Source organism: Propionibacterium sp., assembly GCF_047719395.1.
In the GTDB taxonomy this organism is placed as follows: Bacteria; Actinomycetota; Actinomycetes; order Propionibacteriales; family Propionibacteriaceae; genus Propionibacterium.
In genome coordinates this window covers 14,824-36,238 of sequence record NZ_JBDNTB010000003.1, presented here as the reverse complement: position 1 = coordinate 36,238, position 21,415 = coordinate 14,824, and the positions used below count along the sequence as shown (strand labels likewise).

The 21,415-nt window shown below is 66.1% G+C and carries 14 protein-coding genes; 9 read left to right on the top strand and 5 right to left on the bottom strand.

Translation table 11 applies throughout. From position 1 onward, the window contains the following. The first annotated feature begins 189 nt into the window (after positions 1-189). The 3 genes from ABF648_RS00935 (at position 190) to lysS (ending at position 4,649) form a co-directional block, all read left to right on the top strand. Complete coding sequence (locus ABF648_RS00935) at positions 190-960, top strand: methyltransferase domain-containing protein (protein ID WP_415630412.1); 771 nt, start codon at positions 190-192, stop codon at positions 958-960. Between the two features lie 359 nt (positions 961-1,319). Next, positions 1,320-2,975, top strand: coding sequence for an ATP-binding cassette domain-containing protein (locus ABF648_RS00930; RefSeq protein ID WP_415630411.1), 1,656 nt, complete (start codon positions 1,320-1,322; stop codon positions 2,973-2,975). 195 nt (positions 2,976-3,170) lie between these two features. After that, positions 3,171-4,649 (top strand): lysine--tRNA ligase, encoded by a 1,479-nt coding sequence (lysS, locus tag ABF648_RS00925; protein ID WP_415630440.1) that lies wholly within the window; start codon positions 3,171-3,173, stop codon positions 4,647-4,649. Positions 4,650-4,900: 251 nt separating this feature from the next. Here the strand turns inward: lysS and ABF648_RS00920 are convergent, their stop codons facing one another. Further along, positions 4,901-5,593 carry a class I SAM-dependent methyltransferase gene (locus ABF648_RS00920; protein ID WP_415630410.1) on the bottom strand — a complete coding sequence of 231 codons (693 nt, stop codon included), beginning with the start codon at positions 5,591-5,593 and terminating at the stop codon, positions 4,901-4,903. A 289-nt stretch (positions 5,594-5,882) separates the two neighbouring features. Between ABF648_RS00920 and ABF648_RS00915 the strand changes: the two genes are divergently transcribed. Beyond that, a complete protein-coding gene (locus tag ABF648_RS00915) occupies positions 5,883-8,204 on the top strand; it encodes a glycoside hydrolase family 3 C-terminal domain-containing protein (RefSeq protein WP_415630409.1) in 2,322 nt (773 codons plus the stop codon). Between the two features lie 279 nt (positions 8,205-8,483). On the opposite strand, the gene ABF648_RS00910 is transcribed toward ABF648_RS00915, so the two are convergent. Beyond that, positions 8,484-8,807, bottom strand: a complete 324-nt coding sequence (locus ABF648_RS00910) for a cell division protein CrgA (protein ID WP_415630408.1) — start codon at positions 8,805-8,807, stop codon at positions 8,484-8,486. Between the two features lie 149 nt (positions 8,808-8,956). Here ABF648_RS00910 and ABF648_RS00905 point away from each other — a divergent pair, with 149 nt between their 5' ends. Continuing rightward, entirely contained in the window at positions 8,957-9,598 is a 642-nt protein-coding gene (locus tag ABF648_RS00905) for an aminodeoxychorismate/anthranilate synthase component II (protein WP_415630407.1), read from the top strand. Between the two features lie 226 nt (positions 9,599-9,824). Here the strand turns inward: ABF648_RS00905 and ABF648_RS00900 are convergent, their stop codons facing one another. Beyond that, complete coding sequence (locus tag ABF648_RS00900; RefSeq protein WP_415630406.1) at positions 9,825-13,220, bottom strand: hypothetical protein; 3,396 nt, start codon at positions 13,218-13,220, stop codon at positions 9,825-9,827. 147 nt (positions 13,221-13,367) lie between these two features. Then, on the bottom strand, positions 13,368-15,065 hold the full coding sequence (locus ABF648_RS00895; RefSeq protein WP_415630405.1) for a trypsin-like peptidase domain-containing protein: 1,698 nt from the start codon (positions 15,063-15,065) through the stop codon (positions 13,368-13,370). A gap of 556 nt (positions 15,066-15,621) precedes the next feature. Between ABF648_RS00895 and ABF648_RS00890 the strand changes: the two genes are divergently transcribed. The 4 genes from ABF648_RS00890 to argS all read left to right on the top strand — a co-directional run bounded on the left by ABF648_RS00890 (position 15,622) and on the right by argS (position 20,521). After that, the gene (locus ABF648_RS00890) at positions 15,622-16,080 is read left to right on the top strand and encodes a hypothetical protein (protein ID WP_415630404.1); all 459 of its coding nucleotides are present in this window, start codon (positions 15,622-15,624) and stop codon (positions 16,078-16,080) included. After that, complete coding sequence (locus ABF648_RS00885; protein WP_415630403.1) at positions 16,077-17,852, top strand: DEAD/DEAH box helicase; 1,776 nt, start codon at positions 16,077-16,079, stop codon at positions 17,850-17,852. Before ABF648_RS00890 ends, ABF648_RS00885 begins: the two co-directional genes overlap by 4 nt. A gap of 38 nt (positions 17,853-17,890) precedes the next feature. Then, a complete protein-coding gene (locus ABF648_RS00880; protein ID WP_415630402.1) occupies positions 17,891-18,568 on the top strand; it encodes a SanA/YdcF family protein in 678 nt (225 codons plus the stop codon). Between the two features lie 294 nt (positions 18,569-18,862). After that, on the top strand, positions 18,863-20,521 hold the full coding sequence (gene argS, locus ABF648_RS00875; protein ID WP_415630401.1) for an arginine--tRNA ligase: 1,659 nt from the start codon (positions 18,863-18,865) through the stop codon (positions 20,519-20,521). Positions 20,522-20,632: 111 nt separating this feature from the next. On the opposite strand, the gene ppgK is transcribed toward argS, so the two are convergent. Then, complete coding sequence (ppgK, locus tag ABF648_RS00870) at positions 20,633-21,385, bottom strand: polyphosphate--glucose phosphotransferase (protein ID WP_415630400.1); 753 nt, start codon at positions 21,383-21,385, stop codon at positions 20,633-20,635. Between the last annotated feature and the right edge of the window lie 30 nt (positions 21,386-21,415).

Sequence of the window (21,415 nt, the reverse complement as noted above, 5' to 3'; positions counted from 1 at the left end):
CTTTGCTCATTCTGCCCCGCGGGTACGGTCCGCGGCTATGCGTCCAGGGTGGTTTCGCGGGTGCCGTCGGGTTGGTGGCGGCTCGGCTGCTCGATGATGACCGGAGAACCGGCTGCCGGCTTGCAGCCGGGCTGCGGGCTCGCCATTGTGGGCAACGGGTGGTTCGGGGCGAGGAGAGGTGCGTGGATCATGGCTGACTGGGATTCGGCGAAATACCTGGAATTCGTCAACGAGCGCACCCAGCCGGCGATCGACCTGGCCAACCGCATCCATCTCGACGATCCGGGAAGGATCCTGGACATCGGGTGCGGCCCAGGCAACAGCTCCGCGGTGCTGGCCGGGCGGTTCCCGAAGGCAGACATTCTCGGGGTCGACAATTCGCCGGCCATGATCGAATCGGCCAGGGACAAGCACCCGGAAATTCGATTCCAGCTGTGCGATGCAGCTCGTGATTTGCCGGCACTGCCGGGTGGCTACGACGTGGTCTTCTCGAATGCCTGTATCCAGTGGATACCGGATCACCCCAGGATTCTGCAGGAGATGATGGGTCTGTTGAGCCTTGGCGGGGTGCTGGCCGTGCAGACGCCCATGAACTACCAAGAGCCAATTCATCTGATCATCGGCGAGGTGTCCACCAGCCGGAAATGGGCGGCGAAGTTCGACGATCCGCGGATCTTCCACAACCTGGAGCAGGGTGAATACTTCGATCTGCTGTCCGGGTTGGCCACGGAATTCACGCTGTGGCAGACCAGCTACTTCCATGTGATGTCCTCGCACGAGGACATCATGGAGTGGTATCGGGGCACAGGGCTGCGTCCCTATCTGAATGCACTCCCCGATTCCGACAAGCGCGATTTCGAGGCGGACATCTACCGCGAAATCGTGAAGGCCTATCCGGTACAGCGCAATGGCCAGATCATTTTCCGGTTCCCGAGGTTCTTCTTCACTGCCACCAGATGAACAGCGGGGCGGGCATCGGAGGGGCGATCGGGCAGCTGGACGCCTCACGGCCAGGGCCGTACCTCCTCGAGGATCTGGGGACTGGTGAGGACTGAGATCCCGGTTTCCCCCATTCCCGCCAATCCCATGAATCCGGCGGGACCATGGCATCCGATACGAGCACGATTCGGCAGCAGCCGCGTTCGCCGGCCTCGTGGAGGGTGGGGACCGAGTGCTGGGTAGGTTGTTGATCCCTGCCTGTCGCGGCTGACATACACTGGCTGCGCCCCTACCGAGGAGAACCCTTGAGAATGTGAGATCCGGCACCCGGGTTCCGGTGTGCCACACGGCCCGTTGACCCGCCGATCCGAGGATCTCACATGTCCCTCACCCCTCATCACGCTCCCTCCGTCTCCCCTTCTGTCGTCTGCGACCGGCTGAGCTTCTGCTGGCCGGACGGCCAACCGGTGTTCACCGAACTCGATCTCGCGCTGCCGCCCGGCCGAGTCGGAATCATCGGTGACAACGGTGTCGGCAAGTCAACCCTGCTGCGCCTGGTCCACGGCGAACTGACACCGAACTCGGGCTCGGTCCGTACCTCGGGAAGCTGCCGGTGGTTGCCCCAGCGCATCGCGTCGACGGCCGACGACACGGTGGTCGATCTGTTGGGGATCTCCGCGGTTCTCCGGGCCCTGGAGCGCATCGAGTCGGGAAGCGTGGATGTCGAGGACTTCGACACCGTCGGCGAGGACTGGGACGTGGCGCCCCGCGCCGTCGTTGCGTTGAGGTCTGCGGGGCTGGACGCCGACGAGGGCTGGCTGAGCCGTCGCCTCACCCAACTGTCCGGAGGAGAGGTCATGACCATCGCGCTGACCGGGGTCCGGCTGGCCGGTGCCGACCTGACCCTGCTCGACGAACCGACCAACAATCTCGACCGCAGTGCCCGGGAGCGCTTCAACCGCTCGCTGGACAGCTGGCCGGGGAGCGTCCTGGTGGTCAGCCATGATCGTGACCTGCTCGAGCACGTCGACACGATCTGTGAGCTCGACCCGCGGGGTGCTCAGCTCTTCAGCGGCACCTTGAGCCAGTACGAGGGCCATCGCGAGGCCCGCCAGCTCGCGGCGCAGCGGCGGTTGCGTGAGGCCGACGCCGAGCTGGCCCGAATCCAACGGCAGGTGCGCGCCGAGCAGCAGCGCCAACAGCAACGCGATCGGGCCGCACGACGGGAGAATGCCCGCGGCAACGTCACGAAGGGGGAGGCCGACTACTTCACGAATCGGGCGCAGAAGAACAGCGGCTCGAAGCGGGCTGTGCATTCGGGTGAACGTGACGATGCGCTGCGCGCCCGTGCCGAGGCGGACGCACAGGCCAGAGCGCCCGAACACATCCGCATCGAGCTTCCCGACACCGTGCTCGCCCCGACCCGCCGGGTGCTGGCACTACGTCACGGCGAGCAGGAGCTGCGGGTGGACGGCCCCGAGCGCATCCGGCTGGCGGGGGACAACGGGACCGGCAAGTCCACCCTGCTCGGACTGCTCACCGGCACCGTCCTCGCCGCTCCGGCTGGACTGTTCGCCGCACCCGTCCGGGTGAGTCTCGCCCCGGACGTTCCCTGGGCGATGCTGGACCAACGCCTCGACATGCTCAACAGATTCGCCACCGGCTTCGACGCAATGCGTGCCGCCTCACCCGAGCGCAGCCCCCAGCAGGCGCGGGAACTGCTGGCCCGCCTGCTGCTCACCAAGGACATGCCGCTGCGGGCGGTGGCCAGCCTGTCGGGAGGCGAGCGATTCCGTCTCGCGCTGGGTTGCGTGCTGTTCGCCCGTCCCGCACCGCAGCTCCTGCTGCTCGACGAACCGACGAACAACCTCGACATGGCATCGGTGGAAGTGCTCATCCAGGCGCTGGACGGCTATGCCGGAGCCTTGCTGGTGGTGAGCCACGACAATCACCTCGTGGACGGTCTGCGGATCAATCGGGTGTGGCAGCTTGCGAGGGGATCGGCTGGTACAACGATCGAGGACCGCCTGATGTGATTCTGCGGAGCAGCGCGAGTTTCTCACCGGTCATTTTCCAAGGACGACAGATGACAGGTCCTGCAGTGCCGACGGCCCTTTCGACCGGCCAGCTGATCGATCCGGAGGCCTCCGGCGGGTCCACGCTAGGATCGGCGGGTGAGCCAGCAGCATCCCAAGCAACCGCAGAGCACCGATGACAGCATCGAGCAGGACCTGCCCGAGCAGTTCAGAATTCGCTCTGACAAGCGCGCACGCTACCTGGACGAGGGCGAGCAGGCCTACCCGGTCGACCTGCGACGTGACCACACGCTGGCCGAGGTGCGCGCTGGCTGGCCCGATCTGGAGCCCGGTCAGGAGACTCAGGATGTCGTGACCATCGGCGGTCGCGTCATCTTCCTGCGCCCCTCCGGCAAGCTGTGCTTCGCCACCCTGCAGGACGGTTTCACCCCCGATGCCGATGCCGAACGCCTGCAGGTGATGCTCTCCAGGGCCGAGATCGGGGACGAGGCTCTGGCAGCGTGGAAGTCCGACATCGACCTCGGCGATTTCGTGTGGGTGCGCGGTCGCGTCATCGCGTCCCGGCGCGGCGAGCTGTCGGTGATGGCCCAGGAGTGGAGGCTCGCCTCCAAGGCGCTGCGTCCCCTGCCGACGCTGCACAAGGAGCTCTCCCAGGAGTCCCAGGTGCGCCAGCGCTACAACGATCTCATCGTGCGGCCCGAGGCGCGCGCGATGGTGCGCGAGCGCGCGGCGATCACCCGCACGATCCGCAACAGCCTGGAGGACCAGGGCTATCTCGAGGTGGAGACGCCGATTCTGCAGTCCCAGCACGGCGGCGCTGCGGCACGGCCCTTTACGACGCACCTCAACGCCTTCGACATCGACATGTACCTGCGCATCGCGCTGGAACTGCACCTCAAGCGCATCATGGTGGGCGGCGCGGATCGCGTGTACGAGGTGGGCCGGGTCTTCCGCAACGAGGGCGTCGACTCCTCGCACAGCCCCGAGTTCACCATGCTGGAGGCCTACCAGAGCTGGGGTGACCAGTTCACCATCGCCGACACACTGAAGTCGGTCATCCTGGCCGTCGCGGACGCTGTCGGGAAGCACCAGATCGAAACCGAGCACGGCGTCATCGACCTGGACGGCGAGTGGACGTGGCTGCCTGTGTACGAGGGCCTCTCGCAGGCCGTGGGCGAGGAGACCACACCGGACACCCCGCTGGAACAGCTGCGTCAGATCGCCGACGCCCACCACGTGGGCTACGACGAATCCTGGATCGACCAGAAACTCGTGGTGGAGCTGTTCGGGGAGCTGGTCGAGAAGAAACTCCTGCAGCCCACCTTCGTCTGCGACTTCCCCGAGATAGCCCAGCCACTGGCGCGCCGGCATCGCTCCAAGCCCGGCTGCATCGAGGCCTGGGACCTCATCATCGGCGGGATGGAGCGCGGCACCGGCTTCAGCGAGCTGGTCGACCCGGTCATCCAGCGCGAGATCCTCACCCAGCAGTCACTCGCCGCTGCCGCCGGCGACCCCGAGGCGATGCAGCTGGACGAGGACTTCCTGAACGCCCTGGAACAGGGCTGCCCTCCGATGGGTGGCCTCGGTCTGGGCATCGACCGGCTCATCATGCTGTTCACCAATGCCGGTATCCGCGAGACGATCCTCTTCCCGCTGCTCCGGCCACAGGGGTGACACATTGCGGTGCCGGCCCGGACCGCTCCACGGCCTGCCTCGGAAGAATCCGCTGTCGCAGGCCATCGACCTCGCCCCAGCCACGTCAGAATCGCCGTCCGGCCGGCGGTGGACCCCGGCGGCACCGTCCACCCTGCTGATGGGGCGAATGCTGGCAGCCAGGAGTGGAACTCTGGGCGCGGTTGGGGCAGACAGAGCCCGCCGATGGGAATGGTCCGCCCGATACGGGGCTGGATGATGGGCGCTGACCTTCAGCGTCGCTGGAACAGGAGGATCACGTCATCGATGATGGCCTGCTGGCCGTCCGGCCCCGCCACGTGACGAGGATGCCTCTCATCCAGCACAGTCGTCCAGAGATCCGGGTCGAGGACGAGCCCGCTCATCGGGTCCTCCGCAGCATGAGGACGGTGCCTCGCCGCAGCTGACCAGGGCGGTGTCGTGCCGTGCGAGACGACGAGCAGATGACCGCCAGGGCGCACACGCCCAGCGGCTTTCCGCAGGATCTTCCCTCGGTCGAACTCCACCGGCGAGTGCATGAAACTGGACGTGACGAGGTCGAATGTCTCGTCGGTGCGCCACTGTGCCAGATCGTCGGCCACGAACTGACAGCGCCGCGGGCCGAGCCCGAGGTCCAATGCGGCCGCCGAGGCGCGTTCGATCGCGGTGGGTGAGATGTCGATCCCGGTGACCGACCATCCCCGCTGGGCCAGCCAGATGGCATCCCCACCTTCTCCGCAGCCGAGATCGAGGGCGTTGCCGGGTGTGAGTTCAGAGATGGCGTACACCATCGCCTGGTTCGCGTGGCCGGACCACACGGCATCGCTGCCAGAACCGGCATACCGCCGCTCCCAGAACTCAGCCGGTGACAATTCAGGTGCATCCTTGTGTCCACGTCGGCCGTTGCCGGCGCCGGATGCATCCTCCCGCGAAGGACTGCTCGACATTGTCCGCTCCTTCCAGACCCTGCGACATGACCATCTCCGCCGGCCATGTGCCGGACCAGATCTCCGCCATTATGGGCCGTGAACTCGGTGGCTTGCGATGACGGGGACGCCCGAGCCACGAGTACTGCCGGTGACGTCAGCCCTGCAACGCTCCCTCCGACGTCAGCCCACATCCGCAGTTGCGGATCCGGACAGCGCGAACACGCAATACAGTCCATGCGGGGGACCTTCCCCAATCCGGGCAGCGACCCAACTGTTGAGGGCACGTAGTGGACGAAGGGAAGTTCCCATGGCACCCGATCCCGAATCGCCGAGTGACGAGGCCGCCCGGCTGGTCGCCGAGATGACCCTGGAGGAGAAGGCCGGTCTCACCTCCGGCGCCGACTTCTGGCACACCAAGGGTGTCGAACGCCTTGGCCTGGCACCGATCATGATGACTGACGGCCCGCACGGGCTGCGCAAGCAGATGGACGATCCGGGCCTCACCGGGCTGGACAAGTCGATTCCCGCCACCTGCTTCCCCACCGCCGCTGCCCTCGGCTCCACCTGGGATCCGGACCTGTTGCGCCGGGTCGGAACGGCCCTGGGCGAGGAGGCCCGAGCGAATCAGGTGGCCGTGCTCCTCGGCCCCGGCCTCAACATGAAGCGTTCTCCCTTGTGCGGGCGCAATTTCGAGTACCTCTCCGAGGATCCGCTGGTGGCCGGTGTGGCCGGCGCCGCGCTCGTCGAGGGCATCCAGTCGGTCGGCGAGGGCACCAGCCTGAAGCATTTCGCGGCCAACAACCAGGAGACCGACCGCATGCGGGTCAGCGCGGACGTCGACGAGCGCGTCCTTCGCGAGATCTATCTGGCCGCCTTCGAGCACATCGTGAAGCACGCCCATCCCTGGACGCTGATGTGCTCGTACAACCGGATCAACGGCGTCTACTCGTCGGAGAATCCCTGGCTGCTCACCTCCGTGTTGCGCGAGGAATGGGGTTTCGAGGGGCTCGTGATGTCCGACTGGGGCGCTGTCGACGAGCGGATCGCCGGGCTCATCGCCGGGCTCGATCTGGAGATGCCCTCGTCCGGCGGTGGTACCGATGCCCAGATCGTCGCGGCCATTCGAGAGGGCAACCTGGACGAGAAGGTGCTCGACCAGGCAGCCATCCGGGTGACGACGATGCTGATCCGTGCCCGCGATGCCAGGCCCGAGCACGGCCATTTCGAATTCCCTGTGCACCATCGCCTGGCGCGCGAGGCCGCTGTCGCCGGGTCTGTGCTGCTGCGCAATGAGCCCGGTGAGCAAGGTCCGATGCTGCCGCTGCGGATCGGGGACTACGACGAGGAGAACCGTCTCGTCGTCATCGGTGAGTTCGCCCGCACGCCCAGATATCAAGGTTCCGGCTCGTCCCGGATCAATCCGATCCGGCTCGGCGACGCTCTCACCGGTCTGGAGGATCTGCTCGGCTCGCATGTGGGCTTCGAGCCCGGCTTCCACCTGCTGGAGGCGGAGGAAGAGCCCGGTCAGGAACTGTCCGCCGAGGAGCTGGTCAACAATGCCGTCGAGGCCGCTCGTGATCGCGATGTCGTGCTGTTCGCCGGGCTGCCCGCTGAGGACGAATCCGAAGGCTACGATCGCACCACCATCGACCTTCCCGCCGAGCAGATCAGCCTCATCCACAAGGTGGCCGCCGTCGCCCGTCGCACGGCCGTGCTGCTCTCGAACGGTTCGGTGGTGCGCCTGTCGGACTGGGAGGACGAGGTCGACGCGGTGTTGGAGTGCTGGCTGGGCGGCCAGGCCGGTGGTGCCGCGATGGTGCAACTGCTGTTCGGTTACCAGTCGCCGTCGGGCCACCTTGCGGAGTCGATTCCCCGCGAGCTGCCGCAGGTCCCGGCGCAGCTGAACTTTCCCGGCGCCGACGGCCACGTGCAATACGGCGAGGGCATCTTCATCGGCTACCGCGGACTGGACGCCATGGCACAGCCCGTCTCGCACCCCTTCGGTTTCGGACTCACCTATACGACCTTCGTCATCGACGAGATCACCGCGCCCGACAGCGTGGTCATCGAGGAAGACACGCCTCAGGACGCCGTGGTGGCCACCGTGTCGGCTCACATCACGAATACCGGGAGCCGGCACGGTGCCCAGGTTGTGCAGCTCTATCTGGGGCGCACCGGCGACAGCCGGATTGCCCGCGCCCCACGTGAACTGCGTGGTTTCGTCACGGTGGATCTCAACAGGGGTGAGTCCGCACCGATTGCGTTCCCGGTGACCAGACGGGATTTCTCGCACTGGGACACCGCCTCGCACAGCTGGATCGTCGAGCCCGGGTCATGGGAGTTCGCCGTCGGGACCTCCAGTCGTGATTTCGACGCCCAACTGCCGGTCGATGTCGAGGCGCCGCCCCTGAGTCATCGCCTGGGCCCCGATTCGACACTCGCGGAATGGCTCGAAGACCCCCTGGGTGCTCCTCAGTTGGACGATCCGGCACTGGGCATCGCGGACCTGCTGGCCGATGCCGGGACCTCGGCGATGATGGGGAGCGTCCCCATGATCCGGCTGTTGAGAATGAACTCGCTGGACGATCCGGATACGGTGCTCAAGGGCATGCTCGACCGGCTGGAGTGAGCCGCTGGGCGTCCAGATGCACGGGGGTGACAGCCATCGATGGCGCTCCAGCGCGAGTCGTGTGCCTCGGAAACGTGTGCCTCGGAAATGGATCCCGGTCCATCGGGTGAGTTGGGTCCCGGGCCTTTCGTCCGGTGCCCGCGACGAGCGGCTGTCCCCGGACTTGCGCTCGGGGAAGGGCCGGGCATCCCAGCCAGTCGCACGCGATGAAACCACCATCATCCGGTCTGCCGCGTGCGACGGACCTTCACTTCCCTCTTGGTCGCACGCGACCAATGTCTACTTCCACAACGTGGCGACGAAGAAGCTGCCCGCGATGAGCCCGAGCCCGATGAGGAAGTTCCAGTTTTCGAGGGCGGACATGAACGGGATCTGGTCACCGGCGATGTAGAACACCACCAGCCAGATCACGCCGATCAGGCCGAGCGGCACGAAGACCCAGGGAACCCAGCCGCGGTCGGCGAACATCGAGATCGAATTCTTGCGCTTCACATTCTGGGCTGGACGCTTCCTGCTGTCCTTGACGGCACCGGTCTTGTGGGGGTCCTTGTGCTGAGCGGCCTTCCTGTCGGCGGCCTGCTTGCGAACATGTGACTCCGGCACGGTGCTGGTGCTCCTCGTGTGATCTGTGGGCGGCCCGTCAATGTGCTGCGGACCTGCAGTCCCCATAAGACTAGACTGTCGCGCTTGGAAGTCGGGGGGTGCTCCCCGCTGGCCGTCTGTCCCAGATGACCGGCAGGTAGCCTGAGGCCATGAGCAGGATTCTCGTCGTGGACAACTACGACTCGTTCGTCTACAACCTCGTGCAGTACCTCGCCCAGCTCGGCGCGCAGGTCGAGGTGTGGCGCAACGATGACCCGCGCCTGGAATCTGGCGAGTGGCGCACTGGCTACGACGGTGTTCTGCTGTCACCCGGCCCAGGAGCGCCCGAGCAGGCCGGTGCCTGCATCGATATCGCCCGCATGGCGGGTCCCAGGCTTCCGGTGTTCGGTGTCTGCCTCGGCCTGCAGGCGATCGGTGTTGCCTTCGGCGGAGTGGTCGGGCGAGCCCCCGAGATCCGGCACGGCAAGTCCAGCGAGATCCACCATGATGGCCTCGGCGTCTTCGACGGCCTGCCGAATCCCCTGACCGCGACGCGCTACCACTCGCTGGCGCTGGAACCCGATTCCGTGCCCGACGACCTGGTCGTGAGCGCACAAACCTCCGATGGCGTCATCATGGCGGTCCGGCATCGCACTCGGCCGGTCGAGGCGGTGCAGTTCCACCCCGAGTCCGTGATGACCGAGGGCGGATACCAGATGCTCGCCAATTGGCTCGCCGCCTGCGGTGATGGCGAAGCACCGGCCCGCGCCAAGGGCCTGAGCCCACTGATGACCGCAGTAGAGGGCCGCTGACCCGTATCCACTCATCGACACATGGTGGAGGAACTCCAGTGGCGGGGTGGGACTCCGCGGCGTGGCAGCCCTGTGTGCCTGGTGCAGTCACTGAGGCCCTGATCGGTGGCATCCGGAAGGCAACGACCGGAGGAGGATGTGCCCGGACGGCAGCTTCACAGCGAATGAAGCTGCCGTGACACGTCCTCCCCCGGTGGCCAGACCCCGGAGAGGGTTGTCAGGAAACTCAGCCGAAGGCCACCTGACGGCCCACGGTGCCGACCAGGGACTGGCGGTAGGCGTCGGACTTCTGGGTCTCCAGTGCAGACTCCAGATCTGCCAGACGTTGCTGCAAATCCAGGCGGGAGGACACACCCTCGTCACCGGGACGCTCGATGTACTCCTTCAGCCGGGCGATGCCCTCTTCGGTCTGGCGCACGTCCTCGGCCTGCTTGGAGTCCAAGCGCGCCGCGTACCAATCGGACGTGAGAACGGCCTCGCGGGTGAACAGCTCGCGGAACTCGGGGCTGTCCAGGGTCCAGCCCTCGGCGGAGGCGCCGTGGGCCATGATCTCCAGCAGCGCCTTGAGCGGCGGGCAGGCCAGCGAGATGGTGCCGTCGTCGAAGTACATCTGGGCGACCCTCTGATGGGTTGTCACGATGACGTCGAGGGAGTCGGCGAAGATCTTCTCGTCCTGCAGCTCGGGGCGCAGCATCTCGTCGGTGAACACCACATCGGGGTGCATGAAGATGCGGCCGAAGTAGTGGGTGACGAAACGGTCGTTGATGCGGTAGCCCAAACGGCTGGCCAGCACCTTCTTGCCGTCGAACTCGAAGTCTTCCATCTTCTCCAGGTAGCCGTCCTTGATGAGGTTGTCGGCGTCGCGCTCGGCGGGGCTCATGTGGCTGAACACCTCGGGCACCAGCATGGAGATGTCGTGGTCCACGCGCATCTTCGGGCCGATGTAGCCGGCCGAGCTCAGCCAGCCGTCGTAGCCGGTGAGCACATAGGACAGCAGTGCGCTGTTCAGGTCGATCGCAGCCGGCAGGGCATTGAACGGGCCCTTGGTCATGGCGCCCTCGGACCCTGCACCGGTGGTGCTCGGGGACTTGCCGGTCATCGAGGAGATGAACTCCATGAACAGCTCGGGCAGCTCCATGTACTGAAGCGGGTTGTAGGCGCACAGTGCAGGGAACTTGCCCTCCGGCGGGTTGTTGCGACGACCGGCCGCCACGATGTCCACCGAGAGCGGTGCGAACTCACCCAGCGGAATCTTGCGATTCAGCTTGGAGGCCACATCGGCCACCGCGGTGGCCTCCGGGTGGGAGTCGGTCGGGCGCACCTGCAGGTAGCGCGGGTTCTTCGACTTCGTGCCATCGGGCAGGTGGCGGGTGTCCGCCGAGCAGACCCAGAACTCGGGCGACTCGTCGTCACCCATCGCGGCGACCTTCTTGATGAGCTGCTGCGCCGGCTCGGTGAACTCGCTCAGCGCCTGCACGTCGGTGAGCATCTCGCGTGCCTCGCCGTGGTTGAGCGGCTGGAAGTTCGAGATGAAGGTGTCCGTGCCGGTGGACATGTCCAGCTCCGTCTGCTTGTCGTAGCCGCGGATCTTCGCGTCGTCGGGACGCTGGAAGAGCAGGTGCTCGCAGTTGGTCACGTACTTGCGGGGCAGGGCCTCCGGATCGTTCCACGGCGCGGTGACGGTGCTCGCCGTGATGTCGTCCTCGGTCTGCACCTTGACGGCCGGGGAGTAGTCGGGACGCAGGCTGAACAGGCGCCATGAGCCATCGGTCTGGAAGCCGACGCGCAGCATGTTCACAATGATCTTCTGCCCGTCCAGGCGCACCATGTTGCCGTGTCGGCCGTTCATGATGCCGACCGTGAAGTGCTCGCGCCAGTCGGCGCCCCATTCGGGCTGGTAGTAGCGTTTGACGTTGAAGAGCAGCTCCTTGACGGCCGGGGAGACCGAGTCGAGGAAGGCGTTGTACTCATCGGAGTAGCGCCTGGAGCGGGTCAGCAGCTTGATGACCGAGCCGAGCGAGCGCTCGGTGGACAGAATCGGCCGGTGGTCCGCACCGTTCTGATCGGCATCGACGAAGCGATCCGAGTAGTCGCGGTCGAGCAGCTCCTGGACCTTGCCCATGTCGGTGTCGAAGTCGCCACTGTAGGCATTGCCGAACTCGAAGGCATCGGCGATCGACTTGGAGATCTCGGACTTGCCACCGCCGGACACCGTCGCGGGCTTGTGGCACTGCGTCGGCGCCGGGGAGACGCCGACCAGGTGCCACTGGGTGGCGTCCATCTCGCGGTGCTTGGCGAAGACCCGGTAGCCGTCGGGGCTGAGGTACTGCTTGTCGGCGAGCAGCTTGATGGACTGCTCGGTGCCATTGCGGGACCAGGTGATCTGCTGGTTCCGCATGGAGTACACGGCGTGCTCGGGGATCAGCACGATGCTGGGATGCAGCTTGTCCAGAGCATGTCCCTCAGGACGCACATCGAAGCGCCCTGGGTTCATCGCGATGACCTGGTCGATGGAGTAGTCGTCCGGGGTGCGGTCGGTGAACTCGGTGTTGAGATTCCAGGCCGGGTAGACGGTGGCGCCGCCGGCGTGCTCCTCCTCGGCGCAGCCGAGCAGATTGGCGGAGTAGCCGATCTGGGTCTTGACCTCCTTCTTGCAGTAGCCGAAGTAGTTGTCGGCCACGATGGTGACGATGACGCCACGATCGTCGCGGGCGCACAGCTTGAAGGCCTTGCCGTCGTTGTACAGCTCGTCGGGGGTCTTCCAGCACTGGCCGTCGCGACGCTGGCGCGCGGTGGCATCGTCCCAGCTCGGCATGCCCAGGCTCTGCTTGGTCATCCGGGTCAGGTGCGGCGCGAGCACGACCAGGCCGGTGGTGCCGGTCCAGGAGCTCGGGTCGAGAGAGGCATCGTTGTCGGGCAGATAAGGATCCCCGCCGTTGCCGAAGATGCCCTCGACGAAGTCGAGATTGCAGACCAGGCCGCCAGGCACGATGAAGCGCACCTCGTAGCTCTTCTCCTTGGTGCGGCCGGGAACAGCAGGCACCACGGTGGGACGCATCAGCAGCGAGACCCAGCAACGCGCCGGCTCGGACTGGTTGGCGGTGAAGGGCAGTGTCAGCTCGTCGTCGGGTGCGTCGAAGGCCCGGGAGTAGATCTGGGCGACAACTTCCTTGTCGACCTCGATCTTCTCCTGCGGGATCGGCAGACCGCCCTTGGCGATGTGGAAGACGCCGGCCGTGGTGCGGCGGTCATTCTTCGGGTTGTGCAGGACGCCATTCACCAAGCGGTAGGAGTCGACGATGGGGGAGTGGAACTCGTCGGAGTCGATGGGAATCGACAGGCCGCGGGCGAGGCCGGGCTCGTCGAGTACGAAAGTGGTTTTGGGCAGTTGCGGGTGCACCTGCGTATCTGACAGGTAGTCGTCGAGGAAACTCTGGATCCGCAGGTCGGGAGCGCACAGCCGCTCCTTCAACCGCCGATTCTGCTCGCGCTGGCGGGCAAGCAGGGGCTCGACCAGTGCGACATTGGTATTGCTCTTCGACTCATCGGGCAGCGGCAGGCCCAACAGGCTGAGGCGAAGGATGATTGCTGCATTTGTCCGGCTTCGGTCTTGCGTTGGCATGACCCTATTGTGGTGCTCTTATTGAGCCGTTGGGCACACACCCCCCGCTTGATTGGACGTTTCGGGTTTCAGATGCCCCTGTATGATCCCCTCTGACATTCTCATCTGAGACCGCCATCAATTCCTGCGCCGAGTTCCCGGATGTGATCAGTTGATCGGGCTGGAGCCCAAGGTCACCGTGACAGTGCTTGTGGAGCCGGTTGAATCCATCACCGTCAGGGTCGACTGAGCGCCCGGCGAGAGCTGGTTGAGCACGTCGCTGAGGTCGGACTGGGAGTCGACCCGCTGCCCATTGATGCTGAGAATCGCGTCGCCCACCTCGAGTCCCGCCTCGTCGGCCGGTCCACCGCTGACGACCTGGGTAATCACCAGGCCAGTTCCCCTGGATGTCTGCACAGTGACGCCAAGGTAGGCCCGCGGGCCTACCTGCACGGTTCCGGATGTCTTGCCGGACTCGATCTGGTCGACGATGGTCAGCGCCCGGGCGATCGGGATGGCCCAGCTCGCCACGGTGCTGCTCCTGCCCTGCGTGCCGGAGTCTGACTGCTCCCCGGCGGTGGTGATCCCGATGACCTCGTTCTCGGCGTCGTACATCGGCCCCCCGGAGTCACCGGGAACGGCCTGCACAGTCGTCTGGTACACATCGCGCAGCGTCTCCGAGCCACTGCTGGCCAGTTCGCTGCTCACGGTCACAGTGGCGGAGGTGGATGTCACCGAGCCGCCTGCAGCCGACAGGAAGCCCTGCCCCTGGGAGTTGCCGACGGATGTGACCTGCTGGCCCAGCTTCACCCCGTCCTTGTCGATCGCGACAGTGCTCAGCCCACTCACCTGGTTGATCTTGAGCAGCGCCACGTCATTGGTGGCGTCGTGCCCGATCATGGTGGCCGAATAGCTCTTGTTGGTGCTCGCCACCGTGACCTTGATGGCCGTGCTCGACTCCACCACGTGGTAGTTGGTCAGCACATAACCGTCGGAGTTGAGCACCATGCCAGTGCCCGCAGCGCTGCCAGAGGTGGTCGTCGTCGTAATGAGCACGACCCCCTTGGACTGCTCGGTGGTGGCATCGGTCTGCGCCTGCGACGAGGCCTGACCAGTCCCGGCCTGACCGGAGTTCGGATTCTCGTCGCCCGGGTCAGGTGAATCGTTCTGGTCCGTGCCGCCCTGGGCCGTCGATGGGGACGAGGAACTTGTGATCGGCCACAGCCCGCTCTGCTCGGCCCGGGGGGCGAGCGTCGCGGCAGCGGCGATGAGCACCACCAGGCCGAGAATGACCGATATGGCGCGTCTGGCGGCACCATTGCGCCGCCGTGGCGCACCGCCACTGCCACTGTTGCCGTTTCCCGGTCCGCCGGGGTATCCACCGCCGGAATCCCCGTTGCCGAATGAGGAGTAGAAGGTATCCCAGTCAGCTGGTGGCTGATTGCCCTGTGGTCCGGGGGCTCCTCCATAGGGATCCTGGGCTGTGTCGGGGTTCTGCTGGGTCGGGGGGGTCTGCCGGGCACCCCGTTGATCTGTCGCAGCTGACAGCGACGCCGGCTGCGCCGAGGCCACATTGCGGCCGCCGGGTGCGCCGCCTGCTGATGATCTGGGCGTCGTGGTCCGGTCGCTGCGTTCGTGCAGTGTTGATTGAGCCCACTCCGCATCGTCGCCGGACCACTGCTGCAACGGCTGCCCGGTGCTCTGCGGGGAGCGTGTCCCGGCAGGTGGCGTGCTGGACGCACCCCAATATCCTTCCGGTGCCGACCAGCCGGTCGGGGCGCCATTGCTCGCATCCGCGGGGCCACCGGAGTTGTCGGGGTCGGGGCGACCAGGCATCGCGGTGCCGTTCTGGTCTCGATCGTCCATCTGACTGCCCTTTCCCATCGTGGCGGGGATGCGCCTTCCCGAAGGCGGTGCCGACGCTTGGTGTAAGACACTCCAGCGCTCGGTGGTGTCGGGCTCCTGAGCGTTTACTGTGGCCCTGCTGTGAACCATCTGGGGCGAAGCGTGTAATCCTACGTCCAGCCTGCCGCAGTTGCTCCCCGGAACAAACCCGGACCGCCCTGTGTCATGCTGGCACGGGAAGTAGCGCCGGCACGTGGGTGACCTGCCGGCACCTGTCCCAGGGCAGAGTGCAAGGTGATCGCTGGTGAACCCCTTGACGGAAGGCGGCCTGCATTCTGCGCACAGGCCAGAATGGATTCCGCTACCCGGAACGAGTTCATGTACAACTGGATCCGGGTACCGGGCGGGGTTGAATCGTTGCGGGGCAGGCCGACATCGAGGATGCCTGGCGTCCCGTGCCGTGCTGGGGTCCTGTCCTGTGATTGGCTAACATGCCCAGCCCTGGGCACTCGCGTTCGCAACCCATGCGAGTGCGTGGAATGCAGATCGTGATGGTCACCCCGTGAGTGGAGGAGCGATGGTGAAGATCCCGGCGCCGATGTCTCGGCTGCTCAAGGAGATCGCGGTGGCATATGGTGCCAGCGTCGCGACCGCCCTGTTGCGCCGATTGTCCAACCCGGAGAACGCCGAGCAGGCCCGTCACATTGCAGATCGGCTTGCCGATGCGGCACGGTCACGCACTGCGGAGGGCCGGGTGCGCTCCACCTTGGAAGTGCTGCGCGCCCAGTTGGCCATGGTGGAGGTGCGCGATGAGGACGACCGGATCGCCATCGAGTCCTGGCGCCGCCGCATGCACGCCCTCGACGCCACCCTCGATCTCATTTCCAAGGGTTACCACGGGCGTGAGCGGCGACATCAGATCCGCCGCCTGCAGGTGCAGACCGATGCGCTGCTTGCCGAGTTCCTCGAGCGCGAGCAGAACATCATGAATGGCGAGACCGCCGCAGATCCCGGGCAGGCACCCGAGCAGGCATGAGCAATTCTGCTTTCGAGCACCTGTCACCCGCCTTTCCGGGCCGGGCCCCCTGGGGAACGTCGGGGCGTTTGCGCGCCTGGCAGACCGCTGCGCTGGACTGCTACCGCACCAGCAACTCGCGTGACTTCATGGCTGTCGCCACCCCCGGGGCGGGCAAGACCACCTTCGCCCTGAGGGTGGCGGCCGAGATGCTCAATGCCCGCAGCGTGCAGCGCGTCACTGTCGTCTGCCCGACCGAGCATCTCAAGGCGCAATGGGCGCAAGCCGCTGCCAGGGTGGGCATTCAGCTGGATCCGGGCCTGGGTGGTTCGGGCCGCAGGGGCCGAAGCCGGCAGTACGACGGCGTCGTCGTCACCTATGCGGGCGTGGCGGCGCGCGTCTTCCACCACCGGGCACGCACCGACAACTTCAGGACGCTGGTCATCCTCGACGAGATCCACCATGCCGGGGACGCGCTGAGCTGGGGCGATGCCATTGCAGAGGCCTTCGCCCCTGCCGTTCGCCGGCTGGCGCTCACCGGTACTCCCTTCCGCAGCGACGAGAGCCCGATCCCCTTCGTGCGTTACGAGCACCACGACGACGGTTCGCTGCATTCCTGCGCCGACTATTCCTACGACTACGCCCAGGCACTGGCCGATCATGTGGTGCGTCCGGTCATCTTCATGACCTACGGCGGGCAGATGCGCTGGCGCACCAAGGCCGGTGACGAGGTGGAGGCCGATCTGGCCGCGCCGCTCACCAAGGACCTCACCGCCAATGCCTGGCGCACCGCGCTGGACCCGAAGGGAGCCTGGATACCTGCGGTGCTGGCCGCGGCCGATACCAGACTGCGCCAGGTGCGGGTGGCCACGCCCGATGCAGGTGGCCTGGTCATCGCATCGGACCAACAGGTGGCGCGCGCCTACGCCAAGATCCTGCGCTCCATCACCGGCGAGGAGGTCACCCTGGCGCTCTCCGACGACGCCGGGGCCAGCGCGAAGATCGGTGAATTCGCCGAATCCGATTCCCGCTGGATGGTGGCCGTCAGGATGGTCTCCGAGGGTGTGGACGTGCCACGGCTGGCAGTGGGGGTCTACGCGACAGCCACCTCCACGCCGCTGTTCTTCGCCCAGGCCGTCGGACGATTCGTCCGCACCCGGCGCCGCGGCGAGGTGGCCACCATCTTCCTGCCCACGGTGCCCACCATCCTGGCCAACGCGGCTCTGCTGGAGCGCCAGCGCGACCATGTGATCGGCAGACCGAAGGACGATGAGAACAGCCTGTGGTCGCCCGAGGAGGCGCTGCTGGCGCAGGCCAACCGCGTCGAAGGAGCATGCGACGACCTGCTGGGCCATTTCGAGGCCATCGAGTCGCATGCCACCTTCGACCACGTGCTCTTCGACTCTCAGGCCTACGGACTGCCGGCCGACCCGTCCAGCTGCGACGAGGCCGACTACCTGGGGCTGCCGGGGCTGCTCGAACCCGATCAGGTGCGCACCCTGCTGCAGGATCGTCAGCGCCGCCAGCTCTCCCGTCAGGACAAGCAGGACCGCAAGGACAAGGTGCCGGCCGAGGTGAGCCTGCACAGGGTCCTGGAATCGGCCCGTCGCGAGCTCAACTCGCTGGTTTCCCAGTACGCCCGCACCGCCGGGATGCCGCACTCCCACGTGCACGCGGCACTGCGACGCGAGTGCGGAGGGCCTGTGCTGGCGCGGTGCAGCACCGAGCAGGTACACGAGCGCACCGAAAGGGTCCGCCAGTGGTTCCTGCACCCCGAGTCGCGGCCGCGCTGAACGCAGCGCCCACGACTTTCGCGGGTAGCGTCGATGCCGTGTCTGCACCAACCCGTCGTCGACGAGGGCGCTTCCGTAGCTGGTTCACCGCTCTCGTGGCCATCGCCCTCGTGCTGGTCGTGGGACCTTGGACGTGGGTCCGGGTGGTCGCGCAGGGGCACCTGTACACCACGGCCAGTGCCCCATACCGCGAAGTCGGCCTGGTGCTCGGCGCCGGGCTCGCGACAGACGGCACGCCGTCCACCTATCTGCGCGGCCGGCTGGACGATGCGAGGGCGCTGTACGAGCGGGGTGCGGTGAGCGTCATCCTGGTGAGCGGCGCCAATCCCTCACCGGACTACTCCGAGCCGGATGCCATGGAGGAGTACCTGGTGTCCACCGGAGTCCCAGCCCAGGACATCGTCGCCGACTATGCAGGCTTCGACACCTACTCGTCGTGCTATCGGGCCAAGCACATCTTCGGTGTGGAATCGGTCACCGTGCTGGGGCAGAGCTACCACATCGCCCGCGCCGTGACGACCTGCCGGATGGTCGGCATGAACGCCATCGGGGTGGGCAATGAGAGGCCGCACGGCACTGCGACCTGGCGTTGGGGCGTGCTGCGAGAGATCGGCTCGAATGTCAAGCTCGTCTGGGACCTCGCGACCACTCGGCAGCCGACCCTCGGCGCCCAGGAGACTTCGGTGCGAGACGCCCTGGCCCGCCACGGCCGCTGAGGTGGGATTCAGATCCGCACCAGAACAGTTCTCGGATTCTTCGATGGGACCCGAATCCTCTTGACGGGAAGGTCTTGACCGCTTCGCTCGGCGTCTGGATTGGGTCACGAAGGTTGTGCGTACCGAGGTGGCTGATCATCGGGTCACACCGGAACAGCTGGAGGCTGTCACATCGCGGCTGACCGCACGGGCAGCCAGCATCCGGGCCGACAACCCACGCCGACCACCCCTTGCGGGAGTGCCGGCTCGTCCCTTGGCTCTTCGAGGAACAGACGACATGGAAGAATGTCGGCCATGTCGTCTCTGCCCTCCCAGCTGTCAGCACGTGTCGAAGCCGTCACCGGGGCAGATCCCGAATTGAGGCCGGCCACCAAACCACAGTTCGGCCATTTCCAGTCCAACATCGCACTGCGCCTGGCCAAGGTGCAGAAGCGCCCGCCGCGTGAGGTGGCGGCCTCGATCGTCGCCGCTCTCGACGTCGCAGATCTGTGTGAACCGGTGGAGATCGCCGGGCCCGGGTTCATCAACTTCCGGCTGCGCGCCGATGTGCTCGCCCGCACGGTCGCCTCCCAGCTGGCCGATCCCCATGCCGGTATCATCCCCGCTCAGGACCCGCAGACAGTCGTCATCGACTACTCCGCCCCGAATGCCGCCAAGCAGATGCACGTCGGGCACCTGCGCTCGACGATCATCGGCGACTGCTTCAACCGGGTGCTGTCCGCGAAGGGCCACCACGTGGTCGCCCAGAATCACATCGGTGACTGGGGACGCCAGTTCGGCATGCTCATCGAACAGGCCCTCGACGAGGGGTTCTCGCTGGACGGCACCGGTTTCGACGATCTTGATCTGGCTGGCGCCGAGGCGCTCTACAAGCGTGCCAATGCCCATCTCAAGGCCGATCCCCAGTTCGCCGACCGCTCTCGTGACCGTGTTGTTCTGCTCCAGGCCGGCGATCCGGACACCCATGCGATGTGGCAGCGCCTGGTCGAGCTGTCCAAGAAGGGTTTCAACGCCACCTATGCCCGGATGGGTGTCAAGCTCTCCGACACCGACTATGCGGGGGAGTCCACCTACAACGAGGCGCTGCCCCAGGTGTGCGAGGATCTCGCCTCGCGCGGAATCGCCGTGCAGGATCAGGGCGCGCTGGTGGTCTTCGTCGAGGGCTTCGACGCCCCGGCGATCCTGCGGAACTCGCAGGGCGGCTACGGATATGACGTCACCGATGTGGCCGCGATCCGTCATCGGGTGGACGATCTGGGAGCCGATCGGTTGATCTACGTGGTCGGCTCGGAGCAGACCTTTCACTTCAATCTCATCTTCGGAGTCTGCCGCAAGGCGGGCTACCTGCCCGAGCAGGTACGGGCTCAGCACGTCGGCTACGGCATGGTGCTCGGCGCGGACGGCAAGAAGTTCTCCACCCGCGAGGGCACCGCAGTGCTGCTCAACGACCTGTTCGACCAGGCCGAGGAGCACGCCGCGCCGAACATCGCGCTGGCCGCAATCAAGTATGCCGACCTGTCGAACTCCCTGCAGAAGGACTATGTCTTCGACCCCGAGCGGATGACCCAGACCACCGGCGACACCGGCCCCTATCTGCAGTACGCCCATGCCAGGGTCTGCCAGATCCTGCGCCGTGTCGAGGAGGAGGGCGCCGGGTCATCGGCAGCGGGCGAGATCACGCTGCTCCGCGAGCCTACCGAGCAGGAGCTGGCGCTGTGGCTGACCCGCTTCGGCGAGGCCGTCGACGAGGTGGCCGAGGACCTCACCCCGCACAAGCTGTGCATCTACCTCTACGAGCTGGCCACCAAGTACTCGTCCTTCTACGAGAACTGCCCGGTGCTGCGCTCCGAGGGCGAGGTGCGGGCTTCCCGGCTGGGCCTGTGCGCTGCCACCAGGCAGGTATTGGCGGCCGGCCTCGACCTGCTCGGCATTGAGGCGCCCGAGCGGATGTGACGCCGGTGCCCGCGGTACCCGCGAGCGATTGTGGTGTCCGTCAGACAAAGGATGGACTGAGACCACCAGAGGATGCCCCTGCGAAGGGCACCCCCCACGTTCGCCTGGTGATCAGGCAGCGGCGGCCCGTGCGGCCACGGAAGCGGCGCCGATGATGCCGGCCTCGTTGAGCAACTCTGCCGGCACGATCGGCGTCCTCAGATTCAGCAGTGGCAGGAATTTCTTGTGCTTCTTCGATACCCCGCCGCCCACGATGAACAGGTCTGGCCACAAGAGCTTTTCGAGTGTCGAGTAGTAGACCTGCAACTTCTTGGCCCACTTCTCATAGCTGAGATCCTTGCGTTCCCGGTATTCCTCGGAGGCATGCCGCTCGGCATTGTGGCCGTCGATCTCGATGTGCCCGAATTCTGTGTTGGGAACCAGGATCCCGTCCTGGAAGAGTGCGGTGCCGATGCCGGTGCCGAGCGTCGTCATGACCACCAAGCCCTTGCGGTCGCGGCCCGCGCCATAGGTCATCTCCGCCACACCGGCCGCGTCGGCATCGTTCAGCGGGGTGACTGGACGCCCGATGAGGTCGGAGAAGAAGTCGTTGGCCTCCAGGCCGACCCAGGACTGGTCAAGGTTCGCCATGAAAGGGATGTGGCCGTGCACCACCGGAGCCGGCACGGTGAGGCCGATCGGTTCTGCCACCGCCGGATGGAAGTGATCCACGATCTGGGCGATGACGGCGCCGCAGTCCCTCGGTGTTGCAGGTTGCGGGGTGGGAATCCTGAAGCGCTCATCGACGAAGCATCCGGTTTCCAGGTCCACCGGGGCGCCCTTGATTCCGGACCCGCCGACATCGATTCCCAAGATCATTGCCACGCCAGAATGCTACGACTCAGGCATCCTCCA

What these genes read in the sequence shown, in the direction of transcription:
- ABF648_RS00935 (WP_415630412.1), top strand. Translation starts at nt 190, where the DNA reads ATGGCTGACTGGGATTCGGCGAAATACCTGGAATTCGTCAACGAGCGC.
- ABF648_RS00930 (WP_415630411.1), top strand. Translation starts at nt 1,320, where the DNA reads ATGTCCCTCACCCCTCATCACGCTCCCTCCGTCTCCCCTTCTGTCGTC.
- ABF648_RS00920 (WP_415630410.1), bottom strand. Translation starts at nt 5,593, where the DNA reads ATGTCGAGCAGTCCTTCGCGGGAGGATGCATCCGGCGCCGGCAACGGC.
- ABF648_RS00915 (WP_415630409.1), top strand. Translation starts at nt 5,883, where the DNA reads ATGGCACCCGATCCCGAATCGCCGAGTGACGAGGCCGCCCGGCTGGTC.
- ABF648_RS00905 (WP_415630407.1), top strand. Translation starts at nt 8,957, where the DNA reads ATGAGCAGGATTCTCGTCGTGGACAACTACGACTCGTTCGTCTACAAC.
- ABF648_RS00900 (WP_415630406.1), bottom strand. Translation starts at nt 13,220, where the DNA reads ATGCCAACGCAAGACCGAAGCCGGACAAATGCAGCAATCATCCTTCGC.
- ABF648_RS00895 (WP_415630405.1), bottom strand. Translation starts at nt 15,065, where the DNA reads ATGGACGATCGAGACCAGAACGGCACCGCGATGCCTGGTCGCCCCGAC.
- ABF648_RS00890 (WP_415630404.1), top strand. Translation starts at nt 15,622, where the DNA reads ATGGTGAAGATCCCGGCGCCGATGTCTCGGCTGCTCAAGGAGATCGCG.
- ABF648_RS00885 (WP_415630403.1), top strand. Translation starts at nt 16,077, where the DNA reads ATGAGCAATTCTGCTTTCGAGCACCTGTCACCCGCCTTTCCGGGCCGG.
- argS (WP_415630401.1), top strand. Translation starts at nt 18,863, where the DNA reads ATGTCGTCTCTGCCCTCCCAGCTGTCAGCACGTGTCGAAGCCGTCACC.